The 16168-nt window shown below is 73.2% G+C and carries 11 protein-coding genes; 10 read left to right on the top strand and 1 reads right to left on the bottom strand.

From position 1 onward, the window contains the following. Positions 1-242: 242 nt before the first annotated feature. Positions 243-4022, top strand: a complete 3780-nt coding sequence (locus tag ACWCRA_RS25625; protein WP_451068700.1) for a glycosyltransferase — start codon at positions 243-245, stop codon at positions 4020-4022. Further along, entirely contained in the window at positions 4019-5548 is a 1530-nt protein-coding gene (locus ACWCRA_RS25630) for a DUF5719 family protein (protein ID WP_451068701.1), read from the top strand. Before ACWCRA_RS25625 ends, ACWCRA_RS25630 begins: the two co-directional genes overlap by 4 nt. A 154-nt stretch (positions 5549-5702) precedes the next feature. Here ACWCRA_RS25630 and ACWCRA_RS25635 read toward each other — a convergent pair whose 3' ends face one another. Then, the gene (locus tag ACWCRA_RS25635) at positions 5703-6134 is read right to left on the bottom strand and encodes a DUF3499 domain-containing protein (protein ID WP_351559211.1); all 432 of its coding nucleotides are present in this window, start codon (positions 6132-6134) and stop codon (positions 5703-5705) included. A gap of 292 nt (positions 6135-6426) precedes the next feature. On the opposite strand from ACWCRA_RS25635, the gene ACWCRA_RS25640 reads away from it, so the two are divergent. The 8 genes from ACWCRA_RS25640 to ACWCRA_RS25675 all read left to right on the top strand — a co-directional run bounded on the left by ACWCRA_RS25640 (position 6427) and on the right by ACWCRA_RS25675 (position 15616). Continuing rightward, a complete protein-coding gene (locus tag ACWCRA_RS25640; RefSeq protein WP_351559213.1) occupies positions 6427-6855 on the top strand; it encodes a metallopeptidase family protein in 429 nt (142 codons plus the stop codon). Positions 6856-6907: 52 nt separating this feature from the next. Beyond that, positions 6908-8269, top strand: coding sequence for a phosphomannomutase/phosphoglucomutase (locus ACWCRA_RS25645; RefSeq protein ID WP_451068702.1), 1362 nt, complete (start codon positions 6908-6910; stop codon positions 8267-8269). Between the two features lie 911 nt (positions 8270-9180). Then, positions 9181-9363, top strand: a complete 183-nt coding sequence (locus tag ACWCRA_RS25650; RefSeq protein WP_351559710.1) for a Trm112 family protein — start codon at positions 9181-9183, stop codon at positions 9361-9363. Between the two features lie 174 nt (positions 9364-9537). Continuing rightward, positions 9538-10674 carry an SIS domain-containing protein gene (locus ACWCRA_RS25655; RefSeq protein ID WP_451068703.1) on the top strand — a complete coding sequence of 379 codons (1137 nt, stop codon included), beginning with the start codon at positions 9538-9540 and terminating at the stop codon, positions 10672-10674. A 34-nt stretch (positions 10675-10708) separates the two neighbouring features. Beyond that, positions 10709-11872, top strand: coding sequence for a mannose-6-phosphate isomerase, class I (manA, locus tag ACWCRA_RS25660; protein WP_351559714.1), 1164 nt, complete (start codon positions 10709-10711; stop codon positions 11870-11872). A gap of 107 nt (positions 11873-11979) precedes the next feature. Further along, complete coding sequence (locus ACWCRA_RS25665; RefSeq protein WP_451068704.1) at positions 11980-12927, top strand: cation diffusion facilitator family transporter; 948 nt, start codon at positions 11980-11982, stop codon at positions 12925-12927. 429 nt (positions 12928-13356) lie between these two features. Then, positions 13357-14814: an adenosylhomocysteinase gene (ahcY, locus tag ACWCRA_RS25670; protein WP_451068705.1), complete on the top strand. Its 1458-nt coding sequence runs from the start codon at positions 13357-13359 to the stop codon at positions 14812-14814. 187 nt (positions 14815-15001) lie between these two features. After that, positions 15002-15616 carry a hypothetical protein gene (locus ACWCRA_RS25675; RefSeq protein ID WP_351559720.1) on the top strand — a complete coding sequence of 205 codons (615 nt, stop codon included), beginning with the start codon at positions 15002-15004 and terminating at the stop codon, positions 15614-15616. The last annotated feature ends 552 nt before the right edge of the window (positions 15617-16168 follow it).

The following is a 16168-nucleotide window of genomic DNA, read 5'->3' on the forward strand; positions in this document are numbered from 1 at the left end:
TGACCCCGCCGCCCCTCCTCCGCGCCGCCCCTCCTCCGCGCGGACCCCCTCCTCCGCACGGACCCCCTGCCCGGTCTGCCCGGATTCCTCTCCGGTTCGGGTCCGGCGCGCCCCGCGCCCACCCCGCCCCACCACCCCGCTTCGTCACCCCGGCACCTTTCCCTACCGTTAGTGTGGGGCCCCGTCCCAGACGCTTCAGCGCCCCCCGAAAGGGCGACCTCGGCCGGAGGGCCCGTACCTCGATGTCCCCCACCACCGCCGCGTACTCCCCAGCACAGCCCCCGGAGTTCCCGCGGCACGTCGTCACCGCCGTACTCGTCTCCCACGACGGCGCGCGCTGGCTCCCCGACGCCCTCGCCGGACTCCTCGGCCAGGAACGCCCCGTGCAGAACGCCGTCGCCGCCGACACCGGCAGCGCCGACGAGTCCGCGCGGCTGCTCACCGAAGCCCTCGGCACCGGCCGCGTACTGCACCTCGCCCGCCGCACCGGATTCGGCGCCGCCGTCGACGAGGCCGTGCGCACCGCGGGCGTCCTCACCCCCGACGACCTCCCCTATCTCAAGCGCCCCAGCAGCTGGGACCCCGTCACCAGAACCTGGCACGACCACGCCCACGAGCTGCCCGAACTGCCCCACGGCGAACCGGTGCAGTGGCTCTGGCTCCTCCACGACGACAGCGCGCCCGAGCCCGACGCCCTCGCCGAGCTGCTGCGCGTCGCCGACTCCGACGATCACGCCGCGATCGTGGGCCCCAAGCTGCGCGGCTGGTACGACCGCAAGCAACTCCTCGAAGCCGGCGTCTCCATCGCCAACAGCGGACGCCGCTGGACCGGACTCGACCGCCGCGAGCAGGACCAGGGCCAGCACGACCAGATCCGCAGCGTCCTCTCCGTCTCCTCCGCCGGCATGCTCATCCGCCGCGAGGTCTTCGAACAGCTCGGCGGCTTCGACCGCCGGCTGCCCCTGATGCGCGACGACGTCGACCTGTGCTGGCGTGCCCACGCCGCCGGCCACCGCGTCCTCGTCGCCCCCGACGCCGTACTGCGGCACGCCGAGGCCGCCGCCCGCGAGCGCCGCACGGTCGACTGCGCGGGCCGCTCCGTCGTCAACCCCCACCGGGTCGACAAGGCCGGCGCGATCTACACCCTGCTCACCAACGCCCGCGGCGCGGCCCTCCCGTACGTCCTCCTGCGCATCCTCCTCGGCACCGTCCTGCGCACCCTCGCCTACCTCGTCGGCAAGGCCCCGGGACAGGCCGTCGACGAGGTCATGGGCGCCCTCGGCGTTCTGCTGCGCCCCGAGCGCGTCATCGCCGGACGGCGCAGGCGCTCCGCCGACCGCACCGCGGCGGCGAGCGAACTGCGCCCCCTCTTCCCGCCGCCGGGCGCCACCGTCCGCGCCACCGTCGAACAGGTCGCCGGCCACTTCGGCGCGGGCGACGACGCCGACGCGACCGGCTCCCGGCACGGCGGCGCCGTCGAATCCGGACCCGGCGGCGACGACGCCGACTATCTGGAGATCGAGCAGTTCGCCCGGCTGAAGAAGATCGGCCGCAAACCGGCACCCGTCCTCTTCGGCCTGCTCCTGCTGGTCTCCCTGATCGCCTGCCGCGATCTCTTCGGCGGCGGCTCACTCGCCGGCGGCGCCCTGCTCCCCGTCCCCGCCGAGGTCTCCGACCTCTGGGCCCGGTACGCGGACAACTGGCACCCCATCGGCACCGGCGGCACCCAGAACGCACCCCCCTACCTCGGTGTGCTGGCCGCCCTGTCCTGGCTCTTCCTCGGCTCCACCGGCACCGCGCTCACCGTGCTGCTCGTCTGCTCGGTCCCGCTCGCCGGCCTCACCGCCTACTTCGCCTCCCGGCCCCTGGTCGCCTCCCGGCTGCTGCGGGCCTGGGCGAGCATCGCGTACGCCTTCCTGCCCGCCGCCACCGGAGCGCTCGCCACCGGGCGGCTCGGCACGGCTGTCCTCGCGATCCTGCTGCCCCTCATCGCCCGCGCCGCCGTCTCCGCCCACGGACTGCACCGCCCCGGCCGCGGCAGCTGGCGCGCCACCTGGACCTACGCCCTCCTCCTCACCCTCGCCACCGCGTTCACCCCGGTCGTCTGGCCGGTCGCGGCCGTCCTGGGCGTCGGCGTGCTGGTGCTGCGCCGGGGCGACCTCATGGCGTACGCGCTCCGCTTCCTGGCCGCCCTCGGCACCCCACTGCTCGCCCTGGCGCCCTGGTCGCTCACTCTGCTGACCGACCCGGCCGCCTTCCTCCGGGAGGCCGGGCTCGACATCGGCGGCGCGGGCGCGCCGGCGGTCGATCTGCTGGGCACCAGCCCCGGCGGACCGGGCACCACCGGCGGGATCGTCCTCATCGGGATCGTGCTGGCCGCGCTGGCCGCGCTCCTGCGCGACGAGCGCAGGGCCGCCATCCTCACCGCCTGGGCCGTCGCGCTCACCGGACTGCTCTTCGCGGTCCTGGCCAACCGCTCCACCTGGGCCGGGCCCGCGACCCTCGTGTACGGCATCGCGCTGCTCGCCGCCGCCGTGCTCGGCGCCGAGATGGGCCGCACCCGCGTCGGCGCGCAGAACTTCGGCTGGCGCCAGCCCGTCGCCGTGCTCGTCGCCGTCGCCGCGGGGCTCGGCCCGGCCGTCGCCGCCGTCGGCTGGATGGCCGGCGGCGCCGGCGGCCCGCTGGAGCGCCGGGACCCGGTCCAGGTGCCCGCGTTCGTCGCCGAGGAGAGCGACACCCGCGACCAGCCCAGGACCCTGGTACTCGGCGGCACCTCCGCCGCCACCGTCCCGTACACCCTGCTCAGGGGCTCCGGCGGGCGGCTCGGCGACGCCGAACTCGCCGCCGCCGGCGAGGGCGACACCCGGCTGGACAAGATCGTCGCCAATCTCGTCGCCGGCTCCGGAGCCGACCAGAGCAGCCAGCTCAGCGGCTTCGCGATCCGCTATGTGCTGCTGCGCGACGGAGCGCCGCGGCAGACCAGCCGGGTGCTGGACTCGACACCCGGACTGAGCCGCCTCAGCCAGCTCGACGGCAGCTCCCTCTGGCGGGTCGACCGCCAGGTGGCGCGCGCCACGATCGTCGGCGGCGAGGGCGACCCGCTGCCGGTCGAGTCGGACGCCGTCGAGGCACACGCCGAGATCCCGGCCGGCGGCGAGGGCCGGGTGCTGCGGATCGCCGACCGCGCCGACGAGGGCTGGCGGGCCACGCTCGACGGCCGAACCCTGGAGCGGACCACCGTCGACGGCTGGGCGCAGGGCTTCGAACTGCCCTCCGGGGGCGGCAGGCTGGCTCTGACGTACGAGAACCCCACCGGGCACTCGGTGTGGATCTGGGGCCAGGCGCTCCTCGCCCTGGTGCTGGTCGTGCTCGCCCTGCCGGGGCGCCGGGCGCAGAACGACGACGATCTGCCGGACGAGGCGGCCGGCGGTGCGGGCGCGGCCTCGATCCCGGCCCAGGCGGCCGACGGGGAGGGCCGCAGGGCCCGGCGGCTGCGCGCCCAGGCGGAGCCCCCGGCGGAACCCCCGGCGGAGGCGCGGGCGGACGACCGGGCCCCGGCGCGCGGTCCGGAGGAGCCGGGCCCGTACGGGGGCGCGTACCCCGATCCGTACGCCGCTCCGTACCCCGGCGACGGGTACGGGGGCGAGCGGACCCACGGACAGCAGGGAGCCCAGGGAGCGCACGGGCAACCACTGCAGACCGGCCCGTACGGCACGGACGGCAGTCACGGCACCGACGGCACTCACGCCACCGACGACCGGCGCGGGACCGACCCGTACGGCGCGGGCCCGTACGAGAGCGCCGCCCCGGCCGCACCGGAGCCGTACACCCCGGAGCAGTACACCCCTGAGCCCTATGCCCGGGAGCAGTACAGCCAGGACCCGTACGCCGACGGCGCGCACCGCGCCGCCGCCCCGGAGGCGTACCCCTATCCGCCCGCGTACGACCCCACGCGCCCCCACCTCCACCCCGACCCCCGTACCACGGACCCCAACGCGACCCCCCGAGGCGACTCAGAGTGAAGCGCACAACCATCTCCCTGCTCGCCACCGCCACCGCCCTCGCCGCGATCACCGGCCTCGCCTCGCTGACCGCGCCGGACACCGGGCGGGCCGACCCGGCGGCCGGGACGCTCGCCCGGCTCCCCGTGGAGCGCTCCAGCCTGGCCTGCCCGGCGGCGGGCAGCACGGAGGTCGCCGAGACCCGGCACACCTCCTTCACCCCGGCGGCCGGCGAGGGCGCCGAGGGGGCCGGGGGGGAGAAGGGCATGGCCGAACTCAAGTCCACCAACGCGGCGATGGCGGAGCGCCGCTCCTCCGAGAAGGCCCCGGTCCGGCCGTCCACCGCGGGGAAGTCCGTGGTCTCGCTGAAGGAGCCGGGCCGGCCCGTGGTCGTCGAGGAGCGCGGCAAGGACGCCCCGGCCCTGGTGGGTCTCGCCACCGGGCGGCTCGCCCCCGGCTGGACCGTCCAGCAGACCACCGCGGTCACGGCGGGCAGCGCGCGCGGGCTGCTCGGTGTGAGCTGCACCCCGCCGGGGACCGACTTCTGGCTCCCCGGCGCGTCCACCGCCGAGGACCGCCAGGACTACCTCCATCTGACCAACCCGGACGACACCCCCGCCCTCGCCGATATCGAGCTGTTCGGCGCCAAGGGCGAGCTGAAGACCACCATCACCGAGGGCATCCCGGTGCCCGCCGGCTCCAGCGTGCCGATCCTGCTCTCCACCCTCACCTCCGAGGTGGCCCCCGATGTCACCGCGCACGTCAGCACCCGCTCGGGCCGGGTCGGCGCGGTGGTGCGCGCCGCCGAGAGCGAGGCGGGCAGCGACTGGATCGCCCCTTCCGCCGACCCCGCCGGCACGGCGGTGCTGCCGGGCATCCCGGCCGACGCGACCTCGGTGCGTCTGGTGGCCTTCGCCCCCGGCGACAGCGACGCCGATCTGAAGGTCGAACTCGCGGGCCCCTCGGGCCGGATCGTCCCGATCGGCGGCGAGAGCCTGCATGTGAAGTCGGGGATGACGGCGGGCCTGGAGCTGGCCGATGTCACCAAGGGCGAGGCGGGTTCGCTGATCCTCAGCCCCGAGCGGGCCGGCCGGGCGACCCCGGTGGTGGCGGCGCTGCGGGTCGTGCGGGGCAAGGGCGACGAGCAGGAGATCGCGTTCATCCCGGCGACCGGGCCGGTGGGGGAACGCTCGTCGGTCGCCGACAACCGGTCGAAGGGCTCGACGCTCTCCCTGACCGCTCCGGGCGCGGCGGCCCGGGTCCGGGTGACCGCGTCGGCCGGTACGGAGGGCGGGGCGCGGACCGTGAAGACGTACGAGGTCAAGGCGCGCACGACCCTGGCGGTCCCGGCACCGGTGCCGGACGGGCTGAAGGGCTCCTACGCGCTGACGGTGGAGACGGAGTCGGGCGGTCCGGTGCACGCGGCGCGGACGCTGGCGCTCCCGGAGGACGGGGTCCGGATGTTCACGGTGCAGACGCTGCCCGACGACCGGGGCCTGGTGTCGGTGCCGGAGGCGGAGCAGGATCTGTCGGTGCTCGACGACTGAGCGGTTCCCGCTCCGGGCTCGCGGCTCCCGCCTCGGGCTCCCGGTGCCTGCTCCGGGCTCCGCCGGCTGCCGTCGGTTACCGCGCGTGGCCGCCGAGCGCCGTCGGGGGCCGCCCGGGTGGTCGCCGAGCGCCGCCGGCGGCCGCCGGTCGCGGTCAGTTGTCGGGGGAGCGGAGCACCCGCAGATGACCCCGGCGGGCCACCTCCATGGGGTCCGCCCCGCGCCGTCCGTTCTGCGGGTCGGCTGTTCTGCCGCCCTGCTGTGGCCGCCCGGCCTCCCGAACGGCGTTGGCGAGGGCCTCCAGATCGTCACCGCTGGGGCGCGGCGGGGCCGAGCCGTCGGTGAGACGGACGACCTCCCAGCCGCGTGGCGCGGTGAGCCGCTCACTGTGCTCGGCGCACAGGTCATAGCAGTGGGGCTCGGCGTAGGTGGCGAGCGGGCCGAGGACCGCGGTCGAATCGGCATAGACGTACGTCAGTGTCGCGACGGCAGGTCGACCGCACGCGGTGCGCGAACAGCGACGTACAGGGCTCACGACGTTGGACGGTACCGCACTCTTGAGCGGGCTGCGACGACTCTCCCCCACGTCACCCCACCGTGTCGTGGTGCTCGCGGGCGCTTCCAAGGGCCCTGGGCGGCTGCTTTGACCTGCGGATGAAGGGGAGTTGGGGAGGGGCGGTCGGAGCGGATTCGGTCAGGACGCGAGGTAAATCAGGTCATTCACCGTACGTCCGGTGATCGTGGTTCTACCCCGAACCGGCCGCAAGGGCAGCCGGAACGCTCAATTGGCGACATGCCGCCGAGAGGGGCCGTTTTGGCGGCGCTTTGGCGCGGGGAGCCGATGGGGGAGGGCCCCGGAGAGCTACGCTGCGTCAGTGATGGACAGTCCCGTACCGCCCCAGCCGAGCGAGCCCAGGCCGCGTCATCGCGACCGTCACGGGCGGGGCATGCGCGGACCGGTCGCGCCGCCCCAGGTACCGCTCTCGGCGAGCCGCGCGGAGGTCTTCGGCGACCTGGTGCAGGACTCGGTCGAGCGGCTGGAGCGGCGCTGGCCGCAGCTCGCCGATGTCGACTTCCTCGTGATGGACGTCCCGGGCGCGCCGGAGGAGACCGTGCCGCTGGGCAGTTCGGCGTCGGCGGAGAAGGGGCGCCCGGCGCGGATCGTGGTCTACCGGCGCCCGGTGGAGATCCGCACCAAGAACCGCGAGGAGCGGGCGGCGCTGGTCCACGAGGTCGTGGTGGAGCAGGTGGCGGAGCTGCTGGGGCTCGCCCCCGAGTCGGTGGACCCGCGCTACGGCCAGGACTGAGGTGTGCCGGTAGTTTGAGGTGACCGCAGAGACTTATCGGAAGGTTGGACCCGTGGCTGCTGATCTGTCACAGATCGTGAAGGCGTACGACGTGCGCGGAGTGGTGCCGGATCAGTGGGACGAGACGCTGGCCGAACTGTTCGGCGCGGCGTTCGTCCAGGTGACGGACGCCGACGCGATCGTCATCGGCCATGACATGCGGCCCTCGTCGCCAGGCCTCTCCGGCGCCTTCGCGCGCGGCGCGGCGGCGCGCGGCGCCGACGTGACCCTGATCGGGCTCTGCTCGACGGACCAGCTCTACTTCGCGTCGGGGCACTTCGGACTGCCGGGGGCGATGTTCACCGCCTCGCACAACCCGGCGCGGTACAACGGCATCAAGATGTGCCGGGCGGGCGCGGCGCCGGTCGGCCAGGACACGGGCCTGGCCGACATCCGGGCACTGGTCGAGCGCTGGTCCGCCGAGGGCGCGCCCGAACCGGCCGCCGAGCGCGGCACGGTGACGGAGCGCGACACCCTCGCCGACTACGCGGCCCACCTCCTCTCCCTGGTGGACCTGTCGGCGATGCGCCCGCTGAAGGTGGTCGTGGACGCGGGCAACGGCATGGGCGGCCACACGGTCCCCACGGTCTTCGGGGCGCTGCCGATCACCGTCGTGCCGATGTACTTCGAGCTGGACGGCACCTTCCCCAACCACGAGGCGAACCCGCTGGACCCGGCGAACATCGTCGACCTCCAGGAGCGGGTGCGCGCGGAGAAGGCGGATCTCGGGATCGCGTTCGACGGGGACGCGGACCGCTGTTTCGTGGTCGACGAGCGCGGCGAGGGGATCTCGCCGTCCGCGATCACCGCCCTGGTCGCCGCCCGCGAACTGGCGAAGCACCCGGGCGGCACGGTGATCCACAACCTGATCACCTCCTGGTCGGTGCCGGAGGTGGTGCGCGAGATGGGCGGTTCGCCGGTACGGACCAGGGTCGGCCACTCCTTCATCAAGGAGGAGATGGCCCGCACGGGAGCGATCTTCGGCGGGGAGCACTCGGCCCACTACTACTTCCGTGACTTCTGGAACGCGGACACCGGCATGCTGGCGGCCCTCCATGTGCTGGCCGCGCTGGGCTCCCAGGAGGGCACCCTCTCGGAGCTGGTCGCCCAGTACGACCGCTACGAGGGCTCCGGCGAGATCAACTCCACGGTCGACGACCAGAGGGGCCGCACCGCGGCGGTCCGTGAGGCCTTCGCGTCCCGCCCGGGTGTGACCCTCGACGACCTGGACGGCCTCACGGTCACCACCGACTCGTGGTGGTTCAACCTCCGCCCGTCCAACACCGAGCCCCTCCTCCGCCTCAACATCGAGGCCCGCGACGCGGAGACCCTCGCCGCGATCCGCGAAGAGGTCCTCACCCTCGTCCGCGCCTGACCCTCCCGCCCCTGAAGGGGGCCGTTTTCCCCCACCGCCGGCCGGTGGGGGAAAACGGCCCCCTTTCCGCCTCTCCACCCCCAAAGCCACCCTTCCCCTGCCCGAAAAGGCCCACCCCCCTCCTGCCCTCCCCCGGGGAAACCCCAGCCACATCCCAGCTCGACCGCCACCCAAGGAGCCGCCACCCCTCAGCCCGTGCCCTCTTCACCCCCACCGGCACCCAATGCGCACCCCTCACCCATCTCAGCCCCGCCGGCGTTCGAGGCGCCCCCTGGCCTCCGCGCCCCCTCGCGCACCTGAGCCCCGCCGGCGTCCATGGCGCATCCCTCACCCATCTCAGCCCCGTGCCCTCTTCAGCCCCGCCGGCGTCCATGGCGCACCGCTCACCCAGCCCCGCCGGCGTTTGAGGCGCGGGGGTTCGGGGGCTGGCCCCCGACGACCTCCCGCACGGTGCGGGCAGTCCTCGCCCCCCGGGCAGGACACACCCCCCTCGCGCATCCCTCACCCATGTCAGCCCCGCCGACGTTTGAGGCGCGGGAGTTCGGGGGCTGGCCCCCGACGACCTCCCGCACGGTGCGGGCAGCCCTTGCCCCGGGCAGGACACACCCCCCGCCGCGCGACACCCCCGCCCAAAGCAAACCCCCCGCACCCCCCAGGCGAACCCTCAGAAAAGATCACCCCCCAACCCCCCTCCCCGCATTCCCACCCCGCCCCACATGCGGCACCCTTCCCCCAGAAGCAAAACCCCCCGCCCCACCCCAACCACCCCAGATCGCACCTCCCCTCTCCCCCCGGCGGTACGCTGACGTGGCCCATCCACCCACCACGGACCGCACCACGGGCCGCACCACGGACCGCACCACAGCCCCCGCCCCGGACCCCACCCCACAGCACCCCCCGAAGGGACCCTCATGCCGCTCGAAGCCGGCCTCCTCGACATCCTCGCCTGCCCGGCCTGCCACGCCCCGCTCAGCGACCGCACCGAAGCCGACACCCCCGAGCTGATCTGCACCGGCGAGAACTGCGGCCTGGCCTACCCCGTGCGCGACGGCATCCCCGTCCTCCTCGTCGACGAGGCCACCCGCCCCGCCTGACGCCCGGCGGGCGCCCCAGGACCGGGCCGCCCCGAGGCCGCCACGCGGCCGAGGCAAGAGACGGCAACCGAGCCCCGCGCCCGCACCCCGCACCTCCCACGCCCCGCACCCCCCGCCCTCGCAGACCTCGCCCCCGCAGCCCCGCGACCGCCCGGCGATCGGAGACCCCACCCCATGCTCGACGAGTCACTCCTCGACGCTCCGGAAACCCTCGCCCGCGCCGACCACCGAGGCCTGCTGCGAGGCGCGGCCGAAGCCGGCGCCCGTGTCCGCACCGCCGCCCGCCACGCCGCCGAGGCCGGTATCGCCGAGCTGAAGCCCGAGGGCCGCCCCCGTGCCGTGATGGTCGCGTGCTCCGGCACCGCCGCCTCCGGCGTCGCCGACCTCGTCGGCGCCCTCGCCGGCACCGGCGCCCCCGTCACCCGCCTCGCCCCCACCGGTGTCGCCGCCGCCCCCGGCGCCCTGCGCTGGGTGCTCCCCGGCTGGGCGGGCTCCCTCGACCTGCTTCTCATCCCCACCACCGACGGCAGCGAGCCCGGTCTCGACCTCCTCTCCGAGCAGGCGTACCGGCGCGGCTGCACCGTCGTCGCCGTCGCCCCGAAGCCCTCCCCGCTCGCGGAGTCGGTCGAGGGCCGGCACGGACTGGTCGTCCCCCTGACCATCACCCCGAACGGGCCGTACGAGGAGACGCCGTCGGCCTCCCCCGGCACCCTCTGGGCCCTGCTCACCCCGCTCCTCGCGCTCCTCGACCGCGTCGGCCTCCTGGAAGCACCGCCGGAGACCCTCGCCAAGGTCGCCGACCGCCTCGACCGCACCGCCGAGCGCTGCGGCCCGGCCGTCGCCACCTACAGCAACCCCGCGAAGACCCTCGCCGCCGAACTGGCCGAGAGCCTCCCCCTCATCTGGACCGAGGGAGCGGGCGCCGCCCCCGTCGGCCGGCACTTCGCCGCCGTACTCGCCGAGCTGGCCGGCCGCCCCGCCCTCGCGGCGGAGCTCCCGGAGGCCCTCCCCGCCCACGGCGTACTCCTCGCGGGCGCCCTCGCCGCCGGCGCCGACCCGGAGGACTTCTTCCGCGACCGCGTCGAGGAGTCCCAGGCCCTGCGCGCCCGGGTCGTCCTGCTGCGCGACCGCCCCACCGGCGGACTCTCCGCCGCCCCCGCCGCCCGCGAGCTCGCCCTCGGCCACGACGCCCCGATCAGCGAACTCGAACCGGAGGACGGCAGCGAGCTGGAGTCCATCGCGGAACTCCTCGCCGTCACCGACTTCGCCGCCGTCTATCTGACGCTCGCGACGCCGGCGACCACCACTTAGCACGCCCCACCACCCCGGAAACACGGAAGCTGACATGGACCGCCTCTCCAACACCGTGCGCCCCTACGCATGGGGCTCCACGACCGCCATCCCGGAACTGCTCGGTGACACCCCCACCGGCGAACCCCAGGCCGAGATGTGGATGGGCGCCCACCCCGGCGCCCCCTCCCGGCTGGAGCGCGGCCCGCTCGGCGATGTCATCGCCGCCGACCCCGTGGGCGAACTCGGCGCCGCCACCGTCGCCACGTTCGGCCCGCGTCTCCCCTTCCTCCTCAAACTCCTCGCGGCGGGCGCCCCGCTCTCCCTCCAGGTCCACCCGGATCTGGCGCAGGCGAAGGAGGGCTTCGCCGCCGAGCAGCGCGCGGGCATCCCCATCGACGCCCCGCACCGCAACTACAAGGACGCCAACCACAAACCGGAACTGATCTGCGCGCTCACCCCCTTCGAGGGCCTGTGCGGATTCCGCCCGCCCGCCGACACCGCGAGCCTCATCGCCGGACTCGGCGTCGACTCCCTCAAGCCGTACGCGGACGCCCTCCTCGCCCACCCGCCGGACGCGGCCCTGCGCGAGGTCCTCACCGCGATCCTCACCGCCGACCGCGCGGACATGGCGGCCACCGTCACGGAGACGGCCGCCGCCGCCGAACGCCTCGGCGGTGACTACACCCCGTACGCCCAGATCGCCCACCACTACCCAGGCGACCCCGGCGTCATCGCCGCCCTGCTCCTCAACCACGTACGTCTCAACCCCGGCGAGGCCGTCTTCCTCGGCGCGGGCGTCCCGCACGCCTACCTCAGCGGGCTGGGCGTCGAGATCATGGCCACCTCCGACAACATCCTCCGGTGCGGCCTCACCCCCAAACACATCGATGTCCCCCAACTCCTGCGCGTCGTCCGCTTCGACGCCGCCGACCCGGGCGTCCTCCGCCCCGAGGTCTCCGAATCCGGCGAGGAGTTGTACGACACGCCGATCGACGAGTTCCGACTCTCCCGCTATCTCCTGGCCCCGGCCGGCGCCGTCCGCGACCTCACCGTCGCCGCCCCGCAGATCCTGCTCTGCACCTCCGGCCGCGTCACCGCAGGCCAACTGAGCCTCACCCCGGGACAGTCGGTCTACGTCCCCGCGGGCGAGACCACCCGTGTCGCGGCCGACGGACCCGACCCCGGCACCCTCTTCCGCGCCACGGTCGCCAACTGACCCCGCGCCGCCGTCCCGGACTGCGACAATGACGCGCCCCGCACCCCGGCCCGGCCCGGTCCGGCGGTGGCACCCCGGTCCGGCGGACGAAGGGACACCCGGCACTCATGAGCGCGTCAGGCGGTTCAAAAGCGATCGTGGCGGCCCTGGTGGCCAACCTCTCGATCGCGGTCGCGAAATTCGTGGCGTTCCTCTTCAGCGGCTCCTCCTCGATGCTGGCGGAGAGCGTCCACTCGCTCGCCGACTCGGGCAACCAGGGCCTGCTCCTCCTCGGCGGCCGCAGAGCCCGCCGCGAGGCCACCCCGCAGCACCCCTTCGGCTACGGCCGTGAGCGCTACATCTATGCCTTCCTCGTCTCCATCGTCCTCTTCTCGGTCGGCGGCATGTTCGCGATCTACGAGGGATACGAGAAGATCAAGCACCCCCACGCGATCGAGAACTGGTACTGGCCGGTGGGTGTCCTCGTCTTCGCGATCATCGCCGAGACCTTCTCCTTCCGTACCGCGATCAAGGAGTCGAACGCGGTCCGCGGCCCGCTCTCCTGGAAGGAGTTCGTCCGCAGGTCCAAGGCGCCCGAGCTGCCCGTCGTGCTCCTGGAGGACCTCGGAGCCCTCGTCGGCCTGATCCTCGCCCTCGTGGGCGTCAGCCTCGCCCTCGCCACGGGCGACGGCCTCTGGGACGGCATCGGCACCCTCTGCATCGGTGTGCTCCTCATCCTCATCGCCCTCGTCCTGGCCGTCGAGACCAAGTCACTGCTGCTGGGCGAGTCGGCCACCTCGGACGACGTACGGAAGATCGAGGAGGCCCTCGTCGACGGCGACCGGGTCACCCGCATCATCCATATGCGCACCCTGCACCTGGGCCCGGACGAGCTGCTGGTCGCCGCCAAGATCGCGGTACCGAACGACGACACCGCCCCCGAGATCGCCGCCTCCATCAACGCCGCCGAGGAGCGCGTCCGCGCGGCCTGCCCCATCGCCCGCGTCATCTATCTGGAGCCCGACGTCTACCGGACCCCCGCGCCGGACCCCACCCCCACACCTCCATCCCGGTGACCCCGGAGCACCGCCCGGGCGGACCGCCGCCCCCGCGCGGGCCCCGCACTCTCCCGGCCGTATGTGTTTCTCCCGACGTTTGCACCATCCCCGGAGCGGTAGGCACTCCGGCCCCGGACCGGGCAATCCGCCGCCGGGTCGGCAAAAGCCCTGGTGACCGGTGCCCGTCCCGCCAACAACCCCATGATCTGGCCAGATCCCGCCCCCGGGCGGGCTGGGGCTCACCGTGCCGATCGGTGTAGATTCGTGACCAGAGTCAGGCGTCGCTGCTGATGGCGGTCGGGCGGTCCCTCCACGGACCGGCCGAGTGGAGAGAGGGCCTCCGACGGACTGCACTGCGCGTGGTCCGGGCATTCCTGCGCCCATCGGCCGCCGCAGAGCCAGCCGTACCCACCCTCGACCACTCACCACCACGAGGAGCAGCCCGTAATGACGACTGTCGCCGCCGGCCAGGACTTCAAGGTCGCCGACCTCTCTCTCGCGGCCTTCGGCCGCAAGGAGATCACCCTCGCCGAGCACGAGATGCCCGGTCTGATGTCCATCCGCAAGGAGTACGCGGACCAGCAGCCGCTCGCCGGCGCCCGTGTCACCGGCTCCCTGCACATGACCGTCCAGACCGCCGTGCTCATCGAGACCCTGGTGGCCCTCGGCGCCGAGGTCCGCTGGGCATCCTGCAACATCTTCTCCACCCAGGACCACGCCGCGGCCGCCATCGCCGTGGGCCCCGAGGGCACCCCGGAGAACCCGCAGGGCGTCCCCGTCTTCGCCTGGAAGGGCGAGACGCTGGAGGAGTACTGGTGGTGCACTGAGCAGGCGCTGACCTGGCCCAACACGCCCACCGGCGGCCCCAACATGATTCTCGACGACGGTGGCGACGCCACCCTCCTGGTCCACAAGGGCGTCGAGTTCGAGAAGGCCGGCGAGGCCCCGGCCCTGGCGACCGCGGACAGCGAGGAGTACGGCTACATCCTCCGCACGCTGAACCGCACCCTCTCCGAGAACCCGCAGAAGTGGACCCGTCTGGCGTCCGAGATCCGCGGTGTCACCGAGGAGACCACGACCGGTGTCCACCGTCTCTACGAGATGCACCGTGACGGCACCCTCCTCTTCCCGGCGATCAACGTCAACGACGCCGTCACCAAGTCGAAGTTCGACAACAAATACGGCTGCCGCCACTCGCTCGTCGACGGCATCAACCGCGCCACCGATGTCCTGATCGGCGGCAAGGTCGCCGTGATCTGCGGCTACGGCGACGTCGGCAAGGGCTGCGCCGAGTCCCTGCGCGGCCAGGGCGCCCGGGTGATCATCACCGAGGTCGACCCGATCTGCGCCCTCCAGGCGGCCATGGACGGATACCAGGTCACCACTCTGGACGAGATCGTCGGCGAAGCCGACATCTTCGTCACCACGACGGGCAACAAGGACATCATCATGGCCGCCGACATGGCCAAGATGAAGCACCAGGCCATCGTCGGCAACATCGGCCACTTCGACAACGAGATCGACATGGCCGGCCTCGCCCAGATCCCCGGGATCGTCAAGGACGAGGTCAAGCCCCAGGTTCACACCTGGACCTTCCCGGACGGCAAGGTCCTGATCGTGCTCTCCGAGGGCCGACTGCTCAACCTCGGCAACGCCACCGGTCACCCCTCCTTCGTCATGTCCAACAGCTTCGCCGACCAGACGCTGGCGCAGATCGAGCTCTTCACCAAGCCCCAGGAGTACCCGACCGACGTCTACGTCCTGCCCAAGCACCTGGACGAGAAGGTCGCCCGCCTCCACCTGGACGCGCTCGGCGTCAAGCTGACCACCCTCCGCCCGGAGCAGGCCGCCTACATCGGCGTCAAGGTCGAGGGCCCCTACAAGCCGGACCACTACCGCTACTGATCACACCGGCGGTACCGAGGCAGGCCCCCGCACCCCCGTGACGGGGGCCTGCCCCTTCGCCCCCGGCGGCTCGCCCGCCGCCCCGGCCTCCCGGCTCCCGGGCGAGAACCTCCGCCGAGGCGGGAACACATCCCCCTCGGCGACCTCACCGCCCCGAGCCACACCGCACAAGGACTCCCACGCCCCCATGCCCCGCGGCCGATATTCGCTCCACGATCCGCACGATCACACCCCCCTCGGCGAAGAACACTTCCAGTGCGCCCCCGGCCCCTCCGGCTGGCGCTATGTCTCGCAGATCACCACCCCTTCCGGCGATCACGCCGGCTCGGTCGACCTCGCTCTCGACGAACTCGGCCGCCCCATCCGTCTCGAACTCCACGCCGCGAGCTGGCAGGTCCGCGGCGCCGCACTCGACGGCGTCACCTGGGTCCGCACCGACCCCACCGGCACCCACGCCACCGAGGGCAATGTCCCCGCCCACGCCTTCACCGGCACCTCCCCCGCCTTCCTCATCGCCACGGCCCGTCTCCTGCGCCTGACCCCCGGCGCCCCCGCGACACGTGTCCGCCTGGTCGCCTTCACGGACCCCGTCCTCGCCCCCCGTACGCTCGACCAGTCCTGGGCCCTGCTGAAGAGTGAAGCGCACACCACTGACAGTGGCCCCCTGACCGTGGACGAATACCAGGTCAGCGCCCTGGACACGGGCGAGCAGCACACCGTCCACCTCTCCGGTGACGTCGTCCTCGCGGCACCCGGCATCGAGCTCGAACACCTCGAAACCCCACCGTCGGCCCTCCCCTGACACCCGATCCATCGCCCGGCCGCCGTGGCCGGTGAACCGGTGCTCCTTCCGTATGTCCGTCCCCAGGTGGACGAGCCACCGGGGACGGGCCACCGGCTGATGTGCGTCTGACCTGGCCGACCTGCTAGTGTCCTCCTCGCCCACAAAAACCGTTGACACGGCTTCTGTGGGGAGGTAGATTTGAACGGTTGCCTCCGACTGGACACGGTCGAGTGCAACCGCTAACGTCTCTCTTGCTCCGAGCGGGAATTCAATTCCTGAGGAGCCAATCGACTCCATGACTTTGGAATCACTGACGCCGATTAGCTCGGCCGAAATGCTTCTGATAAAGTCGGAGCAGCCGAAAGGCGAAAGGCCGGTCCAACTGGCCGCTGGATCTGAATCCAAGTCCGGAAACGGAATGGGAAAACGGTCTGGTAGAGTTGGAAACGCAAGACCGAAGGGAAAGCCCGGAGGACCTGGTGAAAAGGGTCTGAAGGAAGCGTCCGTTCCTTGAGAACTCAACAGCGTGCCAAAAGTCAACGCCAGATACGTTGATACCCCGTCCCCTTA

It is taken from the genome of Streptomyces sp. NPDC001889 (genome assembly GCF_053594535.1).

What these genes read in the sequence shown, in the direction of transcription:
- ACWCRA_RS25625 (WP_451068700.1), top strand. Translation starts at nt 243, where the DNA reads ATGTCCCCCACCACCGCCGCGTACTCCCCAGCACAGCCCCCGGAGTTC.
- ACWCRA_RS25640 (WP_351559213.1), top strand. Translation starts at nt 6,427, where the DNA reads ATGGACAGTCCCGTACCGCCCCAGCCGAGCGAGCCCAGGCCGCGTCAT.
- ACWCRA_RS25650 (WP_351559710.1), top strand. Translation starts at nt 9,181, where the DNA reads ATGCCGCTCGAAGCCGGCCTCCTCGACATCCTCGCCTGCCCGGCCTGC.
- ACWCRA_RS25655 (WP_451068703.1), top strand. Translation starts at nt 9,538, where the DNA reads ATGCTCGACGAGTCACTCCTCGACGCTCCGGAAACCCTCGCCCGCGCC.
- manA (WP_351559714.1), top strand. Translation starts at nt 10,709, where the DNA reads ATGGACCGCCTCTCCAACACCGTGCGCCCCTACGCATGGGGCTCCACG.
- ACWCRA_RS25665 (WP_451068704.1), top strand. Translation starts at nt 11,980, where the DNA reads ATGAGCGCGTCAGGCGGTTCAAAAGCGATCGTGGCGGCCCTGGTGGCC.
- ahcY (WP_451068705.1), top strand. Translation starts at nt 13,357, where the DNA reads ATGACGACTGTCGCCGCCGGCCAGGACTTCAAGGTCGCCGACCTCTCT.
- ACWCRA_RS25675 (WP_351559720.1), top strand. Translation starts at nt 15,002, where the DNA reads ATGCCCCGCGGCCGATATTCGCTCCACGATCCGCACGATCACACCCCC.